Raw genomic sequence first — 17,815 nt, forward strand, 5'->3', positions numbered from 1 at the left:
TACCTCAGGATTGACGAGAAGGAATGGGGGTAGCGTCGACGTCGGCCGCCCGGGCCTGGCCATCGAGGCGTTGCTGCTGCTTGATCGCGTAGTGCATCCAGACCATGCAGATCACGGTCAGGCCGAACAGCAACATGAAGCAGGAGGAGCGCACGCCGATGTGGTCGGCGGCGTAGCCGAACAGGATGGGCAGGCAGAAGCCGCCGAGGCCGCCGATGACCCCGACCATGCCGCCGACGGTGCCCATGTTCTGCGGGTAGTAGTCGTGGATGATCCGGTACACGCTGGCCTTGCCGAAGCCCTGGGCGATGCCGACGACGAACACCAGGAAGGTGAACAGCCAGACGTTCAGGCCGATGCCGAGGCTGACGTCGCCCTTGATGCCGTGGATGGTCATGGTGGTCGGCGGGTAGGAGAGGAAGAACAGGCAGACCAGGCAGATCCAGAACACGCCCCAGTTCACCGCGCGGGCACCATAGTGGTCGCTGAACCAGCCGCCCAGCGCGCGGATCAGGCCCGACGGCAGGGTGAACAGCATGGTGATGAAGGAGGCGGTGCGCAGGTCCAGGCCGTACTCGGCGATGTAGTACTTGGGCAGCCACAGGGCCAGGGCGACGAAGCCGCCGAAGACGAAGAAGTAGTACAGGCCGAAGCGCCACACGCGCAGCTCGCCCAGCGGCGCCAGTTGCTTGGCCAGGGTCGGCCGCGGACGGCTCGGGTCGGCGTCGCCGCCCTTGGCGTGGGCCGGGTCGGTCCAGGTGCAGCACCAGAACAGCAGCGCGGTCACCAGCATGGCCACCGAGTAGATCTGCGGAACCATGCGCCAGCCGAAGGCGACCACGATCATCGGCGCCACCAGGTTGGTGATCGCCGCCCCCGCGTTGCCGGCGCCGAAGATGCCCATGGCGGTGCCCTGGCGCTCCTTCTCGAACCACGAGGAGGTGTAGGCGATGCCGACGGCGAAGGAGCCGCCGGCCAGGCCGACGAACAGGCCCAGCACCAGGTAGTGCCAGTAGAGGGTGGCGAAGGCCAGGCCGTAGATCGGGATGGCCACCAGCAGCATATGGATGAAGAACACTCGGCGTCCGCCGAAGCGGTCGGTGATCAGCCCCAGCGGCAGGCGTACCAGCGAACCGGTAAGGATCGGCAGCGCCACCATCAGGCCGAACTGCGCCTCGGACAGGCCCAGCTCCTCCTTGATGCGGATACCGATGATCGAAAACATCGTCCAGACCGCGAAGTTCACGGCGAACGCCAGGGTGCTCATGCCGAGCACGGAGTACTGTTTCTGACGGTGGGACAACATGGCTAAGCTCACTTCCTGACAGCCTTTGCCCGCACGTTAGGTAAGGACTAGCCGCGTTCTCTTGATCGCCATCAATGAGCCAAACGGCGATTCATGAGCAGATGCGCGCCGCTACCTCCTTGTGGGTATCACTGAAATGAATGCTTAACTAATTGTTTTAAAAGGCATTTCTTATGAATACGGCACGCACTGCCGACCCTTCCGGCAACGACCGACTCTTTGTGGGTAGACCTCCCGCCGGACGCCCTTCCCTGCGCAAATCCATCGTCGTGCGCTTCGGCTGCTACCTCACCCTGCTGGTCTCCCTGGCCCTGGCGGGGATGTTCAGCGCCCTGCTGTTCGCCGACTATTCGCACCAGGATGCGGCGGTGATCAACCAGGCCGGCTCGCTGCGCATGCTCACCTACCGCCTGGCGCTGGACCCGTCGCCGATCAACCGCCAGGCCCTGCAATCGACCCTCGCCGCGCGCCTGGACAACGACGAGATCACCCGCCTGCTGCGCCGTTCCGATGCCGATGCGCCGATCCGCCAGCAGCACGAGCAGTTGCGCAGGGAGCTGCACAACCTCGACCTTTCCCAGGCCCCCGCCCTGGCCACGCTGGACACCTTCGTCGGGCACATCGACGGTTTCGTCGGCACCCTGCAGCGCAACGCCGAATACCGCTCGCAGATGCTCAGCACGGTGCAGGGCCTGTGCCTGTTCCTCAGCCTGCTGGTGGTGTTCATCAGCCTCTACGACCTGAGCTACCACGTGGTCGGCCCGCTGCGCGAACTGACCACCACCGCCCGCCGCCTGGGCGAAGGCGACCTCGACGCAAGGGTCAGCAGCAGCGGCGAGGACGAGCTGAGCCAGCTGGGCGAGCGCTTCAACCAGATGGCGGCGGAACTGCAGGCCAGCTACCGCGAACTGGAAGCGCGGGTGGAAGACAAGACCCGCGACCTCTCCAACAGCCACCAGCGCCTGGAACTGCTCTACGACAGCGCCCGTCGCCTGGGTCAGGACCCGTACGACGAACGCTCGCTGCAGCCACTGTTGAACCAGCTCGAACGCGTGCTGCAGGCCGGCAAGGTGACGCTGTGCCTGAACAAGGACGGCGTCGAGCGCGCCTACACCTCGCTCACCACCGACGGCATCACCGGCGGCTTCTGCCTGCAGGGCAACTGCGGCGACTGCCGCGCCCAGGCCGACCACTGCAACAACCCGATCCGCGGCGTCAACCCGCTGCTGATGCAGCCGTTGTCCATTGGCGAACACCGCTTTGGCGAGCTGTTCATCGAGACCCCGGACGGCCATCTGGAAGACTGGCAGCAGCAATTCGTCGAAGGCTTCTGCGACAACATCGCGCGCACCTTCGCCCTGTCCCTGCAGCAGGAACAGGAGAACCGCCTGGCGCTGTTCGCCGAGCGCAGCACCATCGCCCGCGAGCTGCACGATTCGCTGGCGCAGTCGCTGTCCTACCTGAAGATCCAGGTCAGCCGCCTGGCCACCCTGCTCAAGCGCGACGTGCCCGCCGAGAAGATCGACGAAACCCTCGACGAGCTGCGCGAAGGTCTCAACAGCGCCTACCGCCAGCTGCGCGAGCTGCTCACCACCTTCCGCCTGAGCCTGGAGCAATCCAGCCTGGAGGCGGCGCTGGTGAAGACCGTGGAAGAGTTCGGCGAGCGCGGCGCTCTGTCCATCGAACTGGACAACCGACTGGCGCACATCCCGCTCAACCCCAACGAGGAAATCCACATCCTGCAGATCGTCCGCGAAGCGCTGTCCAATGTGGTGCGCCATGCCCAGGCGCATCATGCCACGGTCACCCTTTTCGAAGACGCCGAGGACCAGGTGTGCATCACCGTGGACGATGATGGAGTCGGCTTTGACCCAGCGCAGAGCCGCAACGGGCACTACGGGCTTAGCATCATGCGGGAGCGCAGCCAGACCCTGGAAGCGAGCTTCGAGATAGCCCCGCGCGAACCCAAGGGCACCCGCGTCAGCGTGCGCTTCGCCCACAAACCCCTGTCGCAATACCCGGAGACCCACCCATGACGGCCACCCCCACCGATGACCGCGCGCGCATCCTGCTCGTCGACGACCACCCGATGATGCGCAAGGGCGTGGTCCAGCTGCTGGAGTTCGAGGACGACCTGGAGGTGGTGGGCGAAGCCGGCAGCGGCGAGGAAGCGCTGCGCATGGCCGCGGAGCTGGAACCGGACATGATCCTGCTCGACCTCAACATGAAAGGCATGACCGGCCTCGACACCCTGCGCGCCATGCGCGAGAACGGCGAGGACGCGCGCATCGTGGTGTTCACCGTCTCCGATGACCGCAACGACGTGATCAACGTGCTGCGCGCCGGCGCCGACGGCTACCTGCTCAAGGACATGGAACCCGAGCGCCTGCTGGAGCACATCCGCCAGGCCGCCACCGGCCAGCTCACCATCAGCCCGCAGCTGACCCAGGTGCTGGCCCAGGCCCTGCGCGGCGACGATCGCCCCAAGGGCATCGAGGAACTGACCGACCGCGAGCGGCAGATCCTCCGCCAGCTCTCCCACGGCTACAGCAACAAGATGATCGCGCGCAAACTCGACATCACCGAAGGCACCGTGAAGGTCCACGTCAAGCGCGTGCTGCACAAGCTGGGTATGCGCTCGCGCGTCGAGGCGGCGGTCTGGGCGGTGGAGAACCATCTCGTCTGAATACCGACCGTAGGCGTTATCCGCCAGCGACCCACGACGGCGGATCCCCCACACCGAACCTGGCCCTGTAGGAGCGAGCTTGCTCGCGAACGCCCCATGCCGGCCTTGCCATAGAGCGCCAACGTAGGATGGGTCGGGCGGCGTTCCGTGAGCTTAGCAATACCCATGCTGGTGCCACACGGAATCGATGGGTAGCGCTTCGCTCCACGCCATCCTACGGGGTGTTTCCCCTGACGCTCCTGCGATGCAATACCGCATCAATCAAACTCCGGAATCGCCTCCAGCTCATGCAGCAGCCAATCCGCGAATTCTCGCGCCAGCGCCTGGTTGCCATGGGGTGGAATGATCAGGAAATAGGGATGGGGTGCCGGGAAGTCGATGTCGAACAGGCGCACCAACCGCCCCTGGTGCAGCTCCTCGCCGGCGAGGATGTGGTCGCTGATGGTCACGCCGCCGCCGGCCAGGGCGGCGCGGATGGTCAGGTAGGCGTCGGGCAGGAAGACGTTCTGCCGCGCCTGCAGGCCGGGCACGCCGGCGGCGAGGAAGTAGCGGCTCCAGTCGAAGCCGTCGTCCTCGTGCAGCAGCACCTGGCGCGCCAGGTCGCGGGGTTTGCGCAGGTGTTCCTGGGTGTTGAGCAGGCGCGGGCTGCATACCGGGAAGTAACGGATGTCGCCCAGCGCGGCAAAGCGCTGGCCCTCGATGTGCGTCTCGCCGAAGGAAATCACCATGTCCACGTCGCCCAGGTCGCTGCTCATCGGCAGCAGGTGCAGGGCAACCTCCTGGTAATTGCGCAGGAATTTCTCCAGCAGCGATGACACCCGCGCCAGCAGCGCTGGGGCGCAGGCGATGCGCAGTTCGCCGGCGGGTTCTTCGGTGGGCAGGGCGCGGCGGATATCGCGCAGCTGGTCGAAGGCGCTGCTGATCTGCTGGCTCAGCTGGCGCCCGGCGGGGGTCAGCTTCACGCCCTTGCCCTGGCGCTCCACCAGCGCCACGCCCAGTTCTTCCTCGAGCTTCTTCACCTGGTGACTGACCGCCCCGTGGGTGACGTGCAGCTCCAGCGCCGCTCGGCTGATGCTGCCCTGGCGGACCAGCGCCTCGAAAGCGCGCAGGGCGATCAGGGATGGCAAGCGAAACGCACTGTTCTGACGCATGAAAAGGCCTTTTCCGTGAATTTGACTAACGATTCAGATGGAAATCTATTGAATTGTCGTTAGTTAAATTTGCACAGAAGATGAGCCCAAGCCAACACCGATCAACAAGAAAAACGGCTGGAGATCCGCCATGCAGCATTTCGTCGACTTGCTCGGCCTGGGCAAGCGCTACGGCAACCTGCAGGTCCTGAGCGACCTCAGCCTGAGCATCCGCCAGGGCGAATTCCTCACGCTGCTGGGGCCGTCGGGCTCGGGCAAGAGCACCACGCTGATGATGCTCGCCGGCTTCGTCGAACCGAGCCAAGGGCGCATCGAGCAGGACGGCCGCGATATCACCCACCTGTCGCCGGACCAGCGCGAATTCGGCGTGGTGTTCCAGGGCTACGCGCTGTTCCCGCACATGAGCGTGGCGCAGAACGTCGCCTACCCGCTGCGCATCCGCAAGGTGCCGGGCGCGGAGATCGAACGTCGGGTCGCCGAGGTGCTGGAACGCGTCGGCCTCGCTGGCATGGGCGAGCGGGGTATCAGCCAGCTTTCCGGCGGGCAACAGCAGCGCGTGGCGCTGGCACGCGCGCTGGTGTTCAAACCGAAATTGCTGCTGCTCGACGAGCCGCTGTCCGCCCTCGACCGCCGCCTGCGCCAGGAGATGCAGGGCGAACTGGCGCGCATGCACAAGGACTTCGGCACCACCTTCGTCTTCGTCACCCACGACCAAGAAGAAGCCCTGGCGCTGTCCGACCGCATCGCCGTGTTCAACAAGGGCCGCCTGGAGCAGGTCGGCACTCCGCGCGAAGTGTACGAACGCCCGGCCAGCCGCTTCGTCGCCAACTTCCTCGGCGATACCAACCTGCTGGAGGTGGGCGTGGTCGCTCGCGAAGCCGAAGCCACGCTCTGCGATTTCCGTGGCCAGCATCTGCGCGTGGCGCACGCACCCAAAACCGGGCAGGGCTGCAAGAGCTGGCTGGCGGTGCGCCCGGAGCACATCGACCTGCGCCCGTTGCAGGACGCCGGCCGCGACAACGGCCTCTGCGCCACCGCAGGCAGCGCGACCTACCAGGGCGCCCACGTCAATCTCGAACTGACCCTGGAGCAGGGCGATCGCCTCGACCTGCGCCTGCCGGTGTCGCACCCGCTGCTGGGCAGCCTGCGCAGCGGCCAGCGCTACTGGTGCAGCTGGTCGCCGCAGCACTGCCATCTGTTGTCCGCCTGACACACGCATAACGAAAACAAACGATCGGGGAGCAATCACAATGAAAGAACGCCAAGGCTTCATCGAAGACGCCATCGAGATCGCCGCCCGGAAGGGCGAGCGCGCCGGCATCAGCCGCCGCGATTTCAACCGCAGCCTGCTGCTGCTCGCCGCCGCCAGTGCGCTGCCGTTCGGCGCCGGTGGCCGGGCGTTTGCCGCGAGTGGCAGCCTGGTACTGGCCAACTGGGGCGGTGATGCGGTGCCGGCCTTCGAGAAGAGCTTCGGCGGCTTCGACCAGGCTTCCGGCCTGGCGCTGAAAGTCGACGGCAGCGGCCCCACCGAGGGCGCGCTGAAGACCCAGGTGAGCAGTGGCGCGGTACGCTGGGACGTGTGCGACGGCGAGATGTATTCGTCCTACCGGCTGGGCAAGGACAAATTCCTCGCTCCCATCGATTTCGGCATCGTCGACAGGTCGCTGATCGGCTACGGCGATGTGCATGACTTCGGCCTCGCCAACTACACCTACAGCTACGTGATCGGCTACGTCCACGAGCAGTTCGGCAAGAACCCGCCCAAATCCTGGGCCGACTTCTGGGACGTGAAGAAGTACCCGGGCAAGCGCACCCTCTACAAGTGGATGAGCGCCAACCTCGAATGCGCGCTGCTGGCCGACGGCGTGCCGCCCGAACAGCTCTACCCGCTGGATGTGGACCGCGCCCTGCGCAAGATCGAGGAGCTGCTGCCGCACATCGCCACCCACTGGTCCACCGGCGCCGAATCGCAGCAGCTGATCCGCGACGGCGAAGTGAGCATGGCGCAGATGTGGCACACCCGCGCCGAGCTGGTGAAGAACGACACCGCCGGCAAGATCGATTGGAGCTTCGACGGCGGCATCGTCTCGCCCTCGGTGTGGATGGTGCCCAAGGGCAACCCGGCCGGCGCCAAGGCGGCGATGGACTTCATCGCCTATGCACTGCGTCCCGAGGTGCAAGCCAAACTCATGGAGGTCTACAACATGGGCCCGGTGAACCTGGCGGCCAATGATCTGCTCAGCGCCCAGCTGCAGGCGATCAACCCCACCGCGCCAGGCAACCTGAAGAAGCAGGTGTCGCTGAACAACAAGTGGCACGCCGAACACTACGGTGAAACCCTGGAGCGCTACCTCGCGCTGATCGGTGGCTGAGATGCGACGTTTCGCACCGGGCGTGCTGCCGGTCTACGGCCTGCTGATCCTGCCCCTGCCTGTGCTCGTCGTGGTCGGCTACCTGCTGCCGACCCTCGGCGTGCTCGGCTGGAGCTTCAGCCTGCCGGAGTGGGGCACGCAGAACTACGCGGCCATCGCCGACAACGCCAACCTGCAGGCGGTGATCTGGCGCACCCTGCGCATCTGCCTGCTGACCACCGCGATCAGCGTCGCCATCGCCTACCTGATCGCCTACCGCTGGCGTTTCGCGACGCCGCGCGGCCGGCAGCTGATCGAGCTGTTCGTGTTGCTGCCGTTCTGGCTGTCGATGTTGATCCGCGCCTTCGCCTGGCTGGTGCTGCTGCGCAACGGTGGGCTGGTCAGCCAGGGGCTGATGGCCACCGGCTGGTTCGACGCGCCGCCGCCGCTGGTGCGCAACGAACTGGGCGCGCTGATCGGCATGGTGCACTTCATGGTGCCGTACGCGGTGCTGCCGCTGCTGTCCTCGCTCAAACAGGTGGACGACAGCCTGCTACGCGCCTCCAGCAGCCTGGGCGCCAGCCACTGGCAGACGCTCAAGGACATCTTCATCCCGCTGACCTTGCCGGGTGTGGTCGCCGCTTCCGCCATCGTCTTCGTGTTCAGCCTCGGCTGCTTCGTCACCCCGGCGCTGCTGGGTGGCGGCAAGGCCGCGATGCTCGCCGAGTACATCTACGTGCAGATGTTCCAGCTCTCCAACTGGGGCCTGGGCGCGGCGCTGAGCATCGTGCTGATGCTGCTGGTGGTGGGCTGCGCGCTGCTGTTCGGACAACTCATCGGCTATCGCCGCCTGCTCGGGAGGACTGAGCTGTGACCCCGCAGGGAACCTATCTCTCCGCCATGCCCAAGGGCGTGAAGAAGCCGCAACTGCCGCGCCCGCCGCTGGGGCGCTGGCTGTCCTGGACCGCGCTGGTGCTGTCCGCGTTGTTCCTGCTGCTGCCGATCCTGGTGATAGTGCCGCTGTCGTTCGGCAACCAGCGCTACCTGGCCTTCCCGGACGGCGGCTGGTCGCTGCGCCACTACGCGACGCTGTTCGACGGCGCGTGGCTGCTGTCGATCCTGCAGAGCCTCGGGCTGGCACTGGTGGTCGGCGCGCTGTCCACCGCGCTGGCCTTCCTGTTCGCCACCGGCATCTGGCTGCAGCGGCGCTTGCGCACCGTGCTGACGCTGATCGTGCTGCTGCCGATGATCGTCCCGCAGGTGGTCTCGGCCATGTCGATCTACTACCTCGACGCGCGCCTGGGCATTCTCGACAACCTGCTGGGCGTCGGCTTCGGCCACCTGCTGATGGCGCTGCCGTATTCGGTGATCGCCCTGCTGGTGGCCTACGCACGGCTCGACCTGAGCCTGTACAAGGCTTCGCGCTCGCTGGGCGCCGGGCTCTGGCCGACGCTCTGGCACGTGCTGCTGCCCAACGTGCGCGGCGGCCTCCTCGGCGGCTTCTTCATGGGCTTCGTGATGAGCTGGGAAGAGGTGGTGGTGACCCTGTTCACCAGCGGCCTGAACGTGGTGACGCTGCCCAAACGCATCTGGGACGGCCTGCGCTACAACCTCGACCCGGCGATCGCCGCCGTGTCCACCCTGATGATCGTCCTCACCCTGGCGGTGATGCTGCTGCGCATGGTCCTGGCGCGACAACGACCGCCTTCCTGATCCACCCCGACTCACATCCGGTCGCCGCCCTGGCGACCCCAACCACTCTGTCGCAAACACCTGCCTGTCCCTGAGGAGGGAATCCCCATGCTTACCGCTTTCCCCGCGCGCACTTACCGTCAACGCGTCGAAGCCGTCAAACGGCGCATGGCCGATCGCGGCCTGGATGCCCTGGTGGTCAACTACCCGGACAACATCAACTACCTCACCGGCTTCGACAGCCTGGGCTTCCTCTGGTACCAGGCGCTGATCATCTCGCCGAAGCTGGCGGAGCCGGTGTTCCTCACCCGCACCAGCGAGGAGCCCTGCACCTGGGAGCTGTCGTGCATCAACGAGGCGATCTTCTATGACATCGCCAGGCAGGACCCGCTGAAGATCGTCGCCGACGTGCTCGCCCAGGCCGGCCTGTCGCAGGCGCGCATCGGCCTGGAAATGACCGCCTCGACCTTCTCCCCGGCGCAGTACAACGCACTGCTGGGCTACCTGCCCGAAGCGCGCTTCGAGGACGCCGGCCCGCTGGTCGCCGAGAACCGCCTGATCAAGACCGCCGAGGAAATCGAGTACCAGCGCAGCGCCGCGCGCATGGCCGACCAGGGCATGCTGGCCGCCTTCGAGGCGCTGCGTCCGGGCATCTCCGAGGTGGAAGTGGCCGGCATCGTCGCCAATGCCCTGGGCCGCGCCGGCAGCGAGTACTCGGCGATCAGCCCGATGTGCGCCACCGGCCGCCGCAGCACCATGACCCACGCCATGCCGCACCGGCAGACCATCAGCCACGGCGACGTGGTGATCCTCGAACACGCCGGCGTGTGCAACCGCTACCACGCCATCCTCATGCGCACCGCGGTGATTGGCAAACCCAGTCCGCGCGTGAAGGAAGTCGCGACCCTGCTGACCGAGGCCTTCAACGCCGCCATCGACATCGCCAAGCCGGGCACCCCGGTGGGCGAGGCCAACCGCGTGTGCAACCAGATCCTCGACCGCATCGACCTCTCGCGCACCCGCGTGCACCGCATCGGCTACAGCCTGGGCCTGGCCTACCCGCCGACCTGGCTGGAAGCGATGATGGTGGACGAGGCCGACGACCACGTGTTCCAGCCGAACATGTCGTTCTCCATCGAGCCCAACCTGTCCTTGTACAACGAAGGCTTCGGCATCAAGCTCGGCGACACCGTGCTGTGCGGCGAGAAAGGCTCGGCGAGCCTGTCCGAGTTGCCGCCGGAACTCACCATCATCGATTGAGTGAAGTTCGCCCTCTGGCGGCTCTTCGCTGGCCGTCCGGGGGCGAATCCGTTCTGTATGTCTGCGCCTGCGGGCGCAGTGACGAAGTCCGAGGGTTTCCGATGAGTCACACGATGGATGTTTTCTGGTACGACGACGTGCTGCGCCACGACACCGCCGCCGGCGTGTTCGAGGCGCCGCCCAGCGACCTGCTGGCCGAGCAGCTGCTGCACCCGGAGAGCAATCCCCGGCTGCTCAACATGCGCGCCATCCTCCAGCGCGGGCCGGTCGCCGATTCGCTGCGCTGGCACGAGGGCCGCCACGCCAGCGAAGAGGAACTGCTGCGCTTCCACGATGCCGACTACCTGCGCGGCATCTTCGAGGCCGATGCCCAGGGCAAGCGCTTCAGCAGCACCACCCTGATGTCCGCCGGCAGCCTCGCCGGGCTGCTGGCCGCCGCCGGCACCAGCCTGGCGGCGCTGGAAAGCGTGCTGGCCACCGGCAACCCGGCCATGGCCCTGGTGCGCCCGCCGGGCCACCACGCCGCACCGGCCATGGCCGACGGCTACTGCTTCTTCAACAACGTCGGGGTTGCCGCGCGCGCCGCGCAGGCGGCGGGGCTGGAACGCGTGGCCATCGTCGACTGGGACGTGCACCACGGCAACGGTACGCAGGAGGGTTTCTACGACGATCCCTCGGTGTTCACCGTGTCCCTGCACATGGACCACGGCGCCTGGGGGCCGAGCCACCCGCAGAGCGGCGCGGCGGACGAGCGCGGCTACGGCGCGGGGCTGGGCAGCAACCTCAACCTGCCGCTGCCCATGGGGTCCGGCGACCAGCTCTACGAGATGGTTTTCAGCCGCTACGTCGAGCCGACGCTGCGCGTCTTCAAGCCGGACCTGCTGATCATCGCCAACGGCCTGGATGCCTCGCAGTTCGACCCCAACGGACGCCAGCTGGTGACCATGCAGGGCTTCAACCGCCTGGCCCGCCGCGCCCGCGCGCTGGCCGACGAACTCTGCCGGGGGCGGCTGCTGGTGGTGCAGGAGGGCGGTTACAACCCGGCTTACAGCGCTTATTGCCTGCATGCCGCGACGGAAGGATTCCTGGGCCAACCGTCCACGCTGCCCGATCCGCTGGCCTACATGCCGGAACCGGCGGCGCGGGTGGAAGCCGATCTCGCCGCGCTGGATGCACGGCTGGCGGCGGCGGGGTGGAAGTTCGCTTGAGCCTGTGGTGCGATCCGTTCGCGGCGGATTGAGCGCCTTCGTAGGGCGGATAACGCGCCAGCGTTATCCGCCGTGGATGACCCGGCGGATAACCTGTTCCAGGGTATGCGCCCTACGTAGCTGTCAGTGCGGTTCGCGAGCAAGCTCGCTCCTACGAAAGCGCGCCGGAGTTTGGCCTGACTGTAGGAGCGAGCTTGCTCGCGAACCATCGCCGCACCAGAACCTTCAGCGATGGTTGCGATAGCGTTCGGTCAGCGATTGCACGCGGGCGACGTAGGTCTGCGTCTCCGCGTAGGGCGGTATTCCATTGTACTTGTCGACGGTCATTTCACCGGCGTTGTAGCTGGCCAGCGCCAGCCTCTGATTACCGTTGAAGCGCTTGAGCAACCAGGCCAGGTAGCGCACGCCGCCACGGATGTTCTGCCGCGCGTCGAACGGATCGTTGACGTTGAAGCGCTCGGCAGTGTCGGGCATCAGTTGCATCAACCCCTGGGCGCCGGCGATGGAGACGGCGTTCGGCTGGAATGCCGATTCGGCGTGGATCACTGCGCGGACCAACGCCTGGTCGACGCCATAGCGAGTCGAGGCGGAGGCGATTTCCCGCCGATAGGAGCGGGTATCCAGGCGCAACGCGGCGACATTGAAATCTTTCGGCGCCATGCACAGGTAGCAGCCCTTGATGTAGTACACATCGATCACATCGACCCGCGCGGTGATCCCGACGGGGCGCCGGCTCACATACTGGCGAACGCCCTTGTGGACGAAGGTGTATACCCGGATGCGCTCTGCGCCCGAGGCGCTGCCTCGCTCGATCTGTGGGGCGGTCTTTGCCTTGGCCCTCTGACCAGTCTTGTTGCCTTGCTGGGTGCAGCGAGCGCCGGCGATGGCATGGCTGCCATGGCTGACGGCGCCGTCGCGGGCCTTGCACGTGAACTGGGCGTTGGCATAAAGCGGAGCGACCAGCAAGGCCAGGCCGAAGCATCCAGGTAGGCACTTGCGAGCCCATCGCCAGGTTCTGGAACTCATCAAACCGCTCCGCGCCGCGGGCGCCGATCAGGCTGGGGTACCTGATCCGGGTAAAGGGAAAGGGCCATCAGGGGCGGTCGTCACAGGGTTGAACCTGAGCGACCTGACGTTTCGCTTCGCTAGTTATAGCCCTTTCGAACGGCAGTGGAGCTTGGGGGGACGTACGGCTGGTTGGCGCTCCAGGTCCGCGGAGCCGGTCCGCAGATTCGCGAGCAAGCTCGCTCCTGCGCAGAGCGTGTGGCACCCCCTTGTAGGAGCGAGCTTGCTCGCGAACACCTGCAACGCTGAACTCAACCGAGAATGAAATACACCTTGCGCACCGGCGTGAGGTTTTCCCAGGTGCCCTTGAAGCCCGCCGCGACCACGAAGGAATCCCCCGGCCCGAAGGTCTTCGCCACGCCGTCGGCGTCGGTCAGGCGCACCGTGCCTTCGAGGATGTGGCACAGCTCGTCGTAGTCGCACTCGCAGCGCTCCAGGTGCACGCCGGCTTCCCAGATGCCGGCGATGGCGTTCTTTTCCGGGGCGCTGAAATGCCGCCAGCTGCGGCTCCGGTAAGGCGCATCGACGATGGCCGGGTCGTTGATCTCGCGCTCCTGCGGGGCGAGCTCGGGGTTGGCGAAGTCGATTACGTGGCGGGGCAGGGTGGACATGAAGTTCTCCATCAGGAATCGAAACCGACGCCGAAGGCATCGAGGGTCTTGAGCAGCAGGTCGCGGCGGCCGGTGCGGTCTTCCCTGGCCAGCGAACGCTGCGCCAGGCGCACGCCGAGGTAGCGCAGCGGCTCGGGCGGGAAGGGGAAGGGCTTCTGCGAGGTCATGCGCAGTTCGGTGCGCTCGGTGCGCTCGCCGCCCAGCTGGTCTAGCATGTTCAGCGCGGCGAAGCGGCTCGCCGCCACGCCCTGTCCGGTAAAGCCCAGCGCATAGGCGACGCGGTTGTCGAGCACGCAGCCGGTGAACAGCGTGGTGCGCGCCGAGGTATCGATGATGCCGCCCCAGGCGTGGCTGAACTCGACCGGGCCGAGCTGCGGGAAGGCCTCGCGGAACTGTTCGGCCAGGCGCTGGAAGCTTTCCGGGCGCTGGGTCAGGGCTTCGTCGCGGCGGCTGCCGAAGTGGTAGATGGCGTCGAAGCCGGCCCAGAGGATGCGGTTGTCGGCGGTCTTGCGCAGGTAGTGGAACTGGTTGCCGGCATCGGCGATGCCGTAGCGCTCGACCCAGCCAATGGCGCGCAGCTGATCGTCGGTGAGCGGCTGGGTGACCAGCGAGTAGTCATACACCGGGATCACGCTGGAATTCAGGTGCCCAAGCAGCGGCGGCGCGATGTTGGTCGCCAGGGCGATCTGCCCGGCCTCCAGCTCGCCGCGGTCGCAGCGCAGCATCAGCCGGTCGCCGCGCTGGTGCAGCTCGTGCACCGGGGTGTTCTCGAACAGCTCGATGCCCTGTTCCAGGCAGACCCGGCGCAGCTCGGCGGCCATTTTCGCCGGGTTGAGCAGCGCGTAGTTGGGCTCGAACACGCCAGCCTTGTACATCGGCGAATCAAGTTTCTGCGCCAGTTCCGCACCTTCCAGCCACTCACAGTCGATGCCGAAGCGCTGGTAGTTGCGCTGCATGCCGCGCAGGCCCTCGACCTGCCAGGGTTGCATGGCGACGCTGAGCTTGCCGCGCCGCTCGAACTCGACGTTCATGCCGAAGCGCTGCAGGTCTGCCTCAAACTCGTCCAGATTCTGACGGCCCAGGCGTACCAGGGTTTCGGCTTCTTCCGGCCAGCGGCGCAGGGCATTGCCTACGCCGTGGGAAATACTCGGCGCACAGAAGCCACCGTTGCGTCCGCTGGCCTCGCCACCGCAGCGACGCGCCTCGACCACCGCGATGCTCGCACCGGGCCAGCGCAGGCGGGCGTGCAGGGCGGTCCAGAGACCGGTGAAGCCACCGCCGACCACCACCAGGTCGAAACGGCGATCCGCTTCCAGTGCCGGTGCGGCGGGAGCGGGATCGAGGGTGTCGAGCCAGAAAGGTCGGGGAATGGCGTGCGCAAGAAGGGCGGATCTCATCGGAAAACTCCGGCAGAATGTCGGAAGAAAAAGCGGTCTTCGGGCCGCGTCCGAGTTTTTTAATCGCTCCGGGGTGCCCAGGCATACGGCTTGCCGCTCTTTGCGGGCACGCCCGGAGCAGCAATAGCCGGCCAAGACCGGCAGGGGCAAACCATGAGCGCAGAAGCATGAGCGAAGAACAGGGCTGGAGCGCCACGCTCGAAGGCACGACCTACCAGCCCGACCCGGCGAGCGCCGCTACCCACGCCGTGGTGATGAGCTATCACCAGGCCTGGCGCCGCCATGACATCGAGGCGCTGATGGCGCTGTTCGATCCGCAGGTGGAGTACAACGATTTCTTCCAGGGGCGTCGGATCGCGCCCCACGAACTGCGCGACTACCTGAAGACCAGCATGCCGGCGGCGGGCGACGAATCGCAGGTCTACACCGACCGCCTGCGGGTGGACGGCGACACCGCCTTCCTGCAATACCGGGTGACCCTGCGCGGCACCCAGGGGCTGGTGTCCTTCCGCGCCACCGAGGCCTATACCGTGCGTGACGGGAAGATCATCCGGGTCAACGAGCACGCCGCGCTGGTCGGCCAGCCGGAGAAGCCCGCCAGCGAGCCGCAGCCGCGCATGGCCGACAGCCGCCTGGGGCTCTCCGCACGGCAACTGAGCCTGCTAGGCGGGGATATCCAGCAGTACTTCCAGCAGACCCGGCCGTTCCTCAACCCCGACTTGGACATGCCCCAGGTCGCGGCGGCCACCGGCTACACGCGCAACCAGATTTCCTACTTCCTCAACCAGGTGCTGGGCCTGAGCTTCTACCAGTACCTGAACCAGCTGCGCCTGCGCCACCTGCTCGGCCAGCTCGACGGCGCCACCAGCGTCACGCGTATCGATGAGCTGGCGCGGGCGGCGGGGTTCCGCTCGCTGTCGACCTTCTACCGCTGCTTCCGCGAAGAGACTGGGCTGTCGCCCAAGGCGTACCTGGAGCAAAAGGCGGCTTCGTGAGCGGATCGCTTTTGTAGGATGGCGTTGAGCGAAGCGATACCCATCGATCACGGGTGACCCGGGCGATGGGTATCGCAAGCTCCACCCATCCTACGGGGGGCTTCCCCTCGGATTCGCAGCTGGGCGGTTCGCGAGCAAGCTCGCTCCTACAGGTGGCGCCGGCACCGCTCCGCGCGTGCCCGCATGCACGGTGACTGCGTTATCAACGTGACGCGCATTTCCCTATGCTCGGCCGACAACTATTCCAACCCGCTCAGGAGACCTTCCCATGCGCGACAAGCTCTATATCGACGGCCAGTGGCAGGCGCCCGCACAAGGCGGCCGCTTCGAGGTGTACGAACCCTCCAGCGAAGCCGTGCTGACCGAAGTCGCGTCCGCCACCGGCGAGGATGTCGACCGCGCCGTGCAGTCCGCGCGCCGGGCCTTCGATGAGGGCGAGTGGGGCCGCAGCAGCGGGAAAGAACGCGCAGGCTACCTGCGTGCCATCGCTGACAACCTGCGTGGCCGCCGCGAGGACCTGGCCCGCCTGGAGGTGCAGGACAACGGCAAGCCGCTGCCCGAGGCGCAGTGGGATATCGACGACGCCATCGGCTGTTTCGACTATTACGCCGAGCTGGCCGAAGGGCTGAACGACGAGGGCGAAGTGGTCGCGCTGCCCGACGAGCGTTTTGCCTGCCGCGTGCTGCGCGAGCCGGTTGGCGTGGCCGGGCAGATCATCCCGTGGAACTACCCGCTGCTGATGGCTTCCTGGAAGGTCGCTCCGGCGTTGGCGGCCGGTTGCACCGCCGTGCTCAAACCTTCGGAACTGACGCCGCTTACCTCTTTGGAGCTGGCGGCTGCCGCCGACGCGGTTGGCCTGCCCAAGGGCGTGCTCAACGTGGTCACCGGCCTGGGGCGCGATGCCGGTTCGCCGCTCTCGGCGCATCCGGGCGTGGACAAGCTGGCGTTCACCGGCAGCGTGCCGACCGGGCGCGCGATCATGCAGGCGGCGGCGCAGGACATCAAGAACGTCAGCCTGGAGCTGGGCGGCAAGTCGGCCTTCATTGTCTTCGACGATGCGGATATCGAAGCGGCCGTGGAGTGGATTCTCTTCGGCATCTTCTGGAACCAGGGCCAGGTGTGCAGCGCCACGTCGCGCCTGCTGGTGCAGGATGGCCTGCATGACCGGCTGATCGAGCGCCTGGTGGAAGAAACCCGCCGCATCACCATCGGCAACGGCCTGGAGCCGGGCGTGCTGCTCGGCCCGCTGGTCAGCGCCGGGCAACACGCCAAGGTGCTGCAGGCCATCGAAGCCGGCGTGCGCGATGGCGCGAAGCTCGCCACCGGCGGCAAGCGCCCGGCGCATCGCGACAAGGGCTGGTTCGTCGAGCCGACGGTGTTCATCGATGCCCCGCTGGACAGCGCTGTATGGCGCGAGGAAATCTTCGGCCCGGTGCTCGCCGTGCGCCGCTTCAAGGACGAAGCCGAGGCGCTGCGCCTGGCCAACGACAGCCAGTTCGGCCTGGCAGCAGCGGTGATGTCTGCTGATCCTTCGCGTTGCCAGCGGGTGAGCCGTGGCCTGCGCGCCGGCATCGTCTGGGTCAACTGCTCGCAGCCGACCTTCACCCAGGCGCCCTGGGGCGGCTACAAGCAGAGCGGCATCGGTCGCGAGCTGGGGGTGTGGGGGTTGGATAATTACCTGGAGACCAAGCAGGTTACCGAGTACCTCAGTGATCAGCCGTGGGGGTGGTACCTCAAGTGATGTGAGGGGCGGCGGATAACCTGTTCCAGGTTATTCGCCCTACGGTGCTGCGAAAGCTGATTTGTAGGGCGCATAACGCGTCAGCGTTATCCGCCGTTGTCGTTTGTGTTTCTGCGCCGCTTCGGCGTACGCGAGGAATCTGTGTTTCGCCCCCTCGGGCGAGTCCCTTTTGGCAAACGTCGGATAGCCGCCCTCCCAAAAGGAAGCAAAAGGTCTTGCCCCGGACATCCGTTTTTTCGCTTAGGCGAAAAATTCCCTCGTTGAATCGAAGTTTCAGGGGCCCGAACTAGGCGTCCCCCCACGAAGGGCCATCCCTGGCCCATCGCGGCTCTCGCGACATCCATGTCGCTCA

15 protein-coding genes are annotated in these 17,815 nt (G+C 66.4%); 10 read left to right on the plus strand and 5 right to left on the minus strand.

Going from position 1 to position 17,815, the window contains the following annotated elements; translation table 11 throughout:
* Nucleotides 1-4: 4 nt before the first annotated feature.
* Nucleotides 5-1,306, minus strand: coding sequence for a nitrate/nitrite transporter (locus tag ACCC94_RS07615; RefSeq protein ID WP_413348704.1), 1,302 nt, complete (start codon nt 1,304-1,306; stop codon nt 5-7).
* A 173-nt stretch (nt 1,307-1,479) separates the two neighbouring features.
* On the opposite strand from ACCC94_RS07615, the gene ACCC94_RS07620 reads away from it, so the two are divergent.
* Together ACCC94_RS07620 and narL are read left to right on the plus strand one after the other, a co-directional pair.
* Nucleotides 1,480-3,342, plus strand: a complete 1,863-nt coding sequence (locus ACCC94_RS07620) for a histidine kinase (RefSeq protein WP_413348705.1) — start codon at nt 1,480-1,482, stop codon at nt 3,340-3,342.
* Nucleotides 3,339-3,992, plus strand: coding sequence for a two-component system response regulator NarL (gene narL, locus ACCC94_RS07625; protein ID WP_192435315.1), 654 nt, complete (start codon nt 3,339-3,341; stop codon nt 3,990-3,992). The genes ACCC94_RS07620 and narL overlap by 4 nt, the downstream gene beginning before the upstream one ends.
* Before the next feature lie 257 nt (nt 3,993-4,249).
* Here the strand turns inward: narL and ACCC94_RS07630 are convergent, their stop codons facing one another.
* The gene (locus tag ACCC94_RS07630; protein WP_413348706.1) at nt 4,250-5,143 is read right to left on the minus strand and encodes a LysR substrate-binding domain-containing protein; all 894 of its coding nucleotides are present in this window, start codon (nt 5,141-5,143) and stop codon (nt 4,250-4,252) included.
* A 130-nt stretch (nt 5,144-5,273) separates the two neighbouring features.
* Between ACCC94_RS07630 and ACCC94_RS07635 the strand changes: the two genes are divergently transcribed.
* The 6 genes from ACCC94_RS07635 (at nt 5,274) to ACCC94_RS07660 (ending at nt 11,654) form a co-directional block, all read left to right on the plus strand.
* Nucleotides 5,274-6,353, plus strand: coding sequence for an ABC transporter ATP-binding protein (locus ACCC94_RS07635; protein WP_413348707.1), 1,080 nt, complete (start codon nt 5,274-5,276; stop codon nt 6,351-6,353).
* Nucleotides 6,354-6,393: 40 nt separating this feature from the next.
* Nucleotides 6,394-7,515, plus strand: a complete 1,122-nt coding sequence (locus tag ACCC94_RS07640; protein WP_413348708.1) for an ABC transporter substrate-binding protein — start codon at nt 6,394-6,396, stop codon at nt 7,513-7,515.
* Between the two features lies 1 nt (nt 7,516).
* Nucleotides 7,517-8,368 carry an ABC transporter permease gene (locus ACCC94_RS07645; RefSeq protein ID WP_081516856.1) on the plus strand — a complete coding sequence of 284 codons (852 nt, stop codon included), beginning with the start codon at nt 7,517-7,519 and terminating at the stop codon, nt 8,366-8,368.
* Nucleotides 8,365-9,207, plus strand: a complete 843-nt coding sequence (locus tag ACCC94_RS07650; protein WP_413348709.1) for an ABC transporter permease — start codon at nt 8,365-8,367, stop codon at nt 9,205-9,207. The genes ACCC94_RS07645 and ACCC94_RS07650 overlap by 4 nt, the downstream gene beginning before the upstream one ends.
* Before the next feature lie 87 nt (nt 9,208-9,294).
* Complete coding sequence (locus ACCC94_RS07655) at nt 9,295-10,446, plus strand: M24 family metallopeptidase (RefSeq protein ID WP_413348710.1); 1,152 nt, start codon at nt 9,295-9,297, stop codon at nt 10,444-10,446.
* 113 nt (nt 10,447-10,559) lie between these two features.
* The gene (locus tag ACCC94_RS07660; RefSeq protein ID WP_413348711.1) at nt 10,560-11,654 is read left to right on the plus strand and encodes a hypothetical protein; all 1,095 of its coding nucleotides are present in this window, start codon (nt 10,560-10,562) and stop codon (nt 11,652-11,654) included.
* Nucleotides 11,655-11,879: 225 nt separating this feature from the next.
* Here the strand turns inward: ACCC94_RS07660 and ACCC94_RS07665 are convergent, their stop codons facing one another.
* The 3 genes from ACCC94_RS07665 to ACCC94_RS07675 all read right to left on the minus strand — a co-directional run bounded on the left by ACCC94_RS07665 (nt 11,880) and on the right by ACCC94_RS07675 (nt 14,727).
* Nucleotides 11,880-12,680: a lytic transglycosylase domain-containing protein gene (locus ACCC94_RS07665; protein ID WP_413348712.1), complete on the minus strand. Its 801-nt coding sequence runs from the start codon at nt 12,678-12,680 to the stop codon at nt 11,880-11,882.
* 290 nt (nt 12,681-12,970) lie between these two features.
* On the minus strand, nt 12,971-13,330 hold the full coding sequence (locus ACCC94_RS07670; RefSeq protein ID WP_413348713.1) for a cupin domain-containing protein: 360 nt from the start codon (nt 13,328-13,330) through the stop codon (nt 12,971-12,973).
* A gap of 11 nt (nt 13,331-13,341) precedes the next feature.
* Nucleotides 13,342-14,727 (minus strand): NAD(P)/FAD-dependent oxidoreductase, encoded by a 1,386-nt coding sequence (locus ACCC94_RS07675; RefSeq protein ID WP_413348714.1) that lies wholly within the window; start codon nt 14,725-14,727, stop codon nt 13,342-13,344.
* Between the two features lie 254 nt (nt 14,728-14,981).
* Between ACCC94_RS07675 and ACCC94_RS07680 the strand changes: the two genes are divergently transcribed.
* Together ACCC94_RS07680 and ACCC94_RS07685 are read left to right on the plus strand one after the other, a co-directional pair.
* A complete protein-coding gene (locus ACCC94_RS07680; protein WP_413348718.1) occupies nt 14,982-15,722 on the plus strand; it encodes a helix-turn-helix domain-containing protein in 741 nt (246 codons plus the stop codon).
* Between the two features lie 268 nt (nt 15,723-15,990).
* Nucleotides 15,991-17,463, plus strand: a complete 1,473-nt coding sequence (locus ACCC94_RS07685) for an aldehyde dehydrogenase family protein (protein ID WP_413348715.1) — start codon at nt 15,991-15,993, stop codon at nt 17,461-17,463.
* Nucleotides 17,464-17,815 lie beyond the last annotated feature (352 nt).

Source organism: Pseudomonas sp. Pseusp97, from assembly GCF_047304025.1.
GTDB lineage: Bacteria > Pseudomonadota > Gammaproteobacteria > Pseudomonadales > Pseudomonadaceae > Pseudomonas.